Here is a 773-nt window from a genome sequence, read left to right as displayed (position 1 = left end):
GGCTTGGGTTGAATCAGTATTAGCCGGTCGAGATGACGGATAGGAAAATGAAGCTGCGGCCAATATCGTGGATCTGCTTAATGGGTGTCACGACCTACTGGATACAGCAATAATCAATTACCTTTTTAAGGTGGGAAAAATCAACGAGCAAGAGATTTTGTCGCTCATCTATTATGGAGAGCTATGTGACCACTCTCTTGTCGGTACGCCTTTTTCAACGTTACATATCCCGAGTGAAAATAACGTCCACGAACGTAACATCATCCCCATTAAAAAAGGAGCCAGTTAGGCTCCTTTTTGTTACTCAGGGTTTGCTTTGAGAAACAACTTCATTCCAAGTATGCAGCACCTTCGATAGGTGCTGATGCTTTCTGGTGAAGTCCTTATCATCCAAGAGTGCTTTAAATGGCGCGTTCAGGTCACTGCATGTGACGTTCTTGCCGATCACAGACAGGGTATCCTGGAGTGATCCACCAGCAGCATCAAGCCCCATTCTATCGACGGTCTCACTACTCACCATTGCCTGGACAACATTGGTGAATGCCTTTGAGTTGAGCTGCTCAACGCTCAGGGCTGTATTGCATTTCTGCTCAACCGCTTGCTTGTACTGGATGGTGTACTTTGCAGTGATAGGTGACATGGTGTTCATCGCAAGTATGTATGCGTCTACCTCACTGGTCGGTAATGTCGCGGCGTAGACTGACGAGCATGATGCGGCTGCGGCCATTATCAAAGTTATTACCTTCTTATTCTTCATTTCTCTGAAATCCCCC

The 773-nt window shown here is 46.4% G+C and carries 1 protein-coding gene; it reads right to left on the bottom strand.

Annotation, left to right across the window (positions count from 1 at the left end):
* Window positions 1-304: 304 nt before the first annotated feature.
* A partial coding sequence (locus R7P74_RS25985) for a hypothetical protein (protein WP_443293406.1) occupies window positions 305-773 on the bottom strand: 469 nt, incomplete at its 5' end.

Source organism: Vibrio sp. 2033, assembly GCF_033339735.1.
This window is presented reverse-complemented; position numbering and strand designations above follow the sequence as displayed.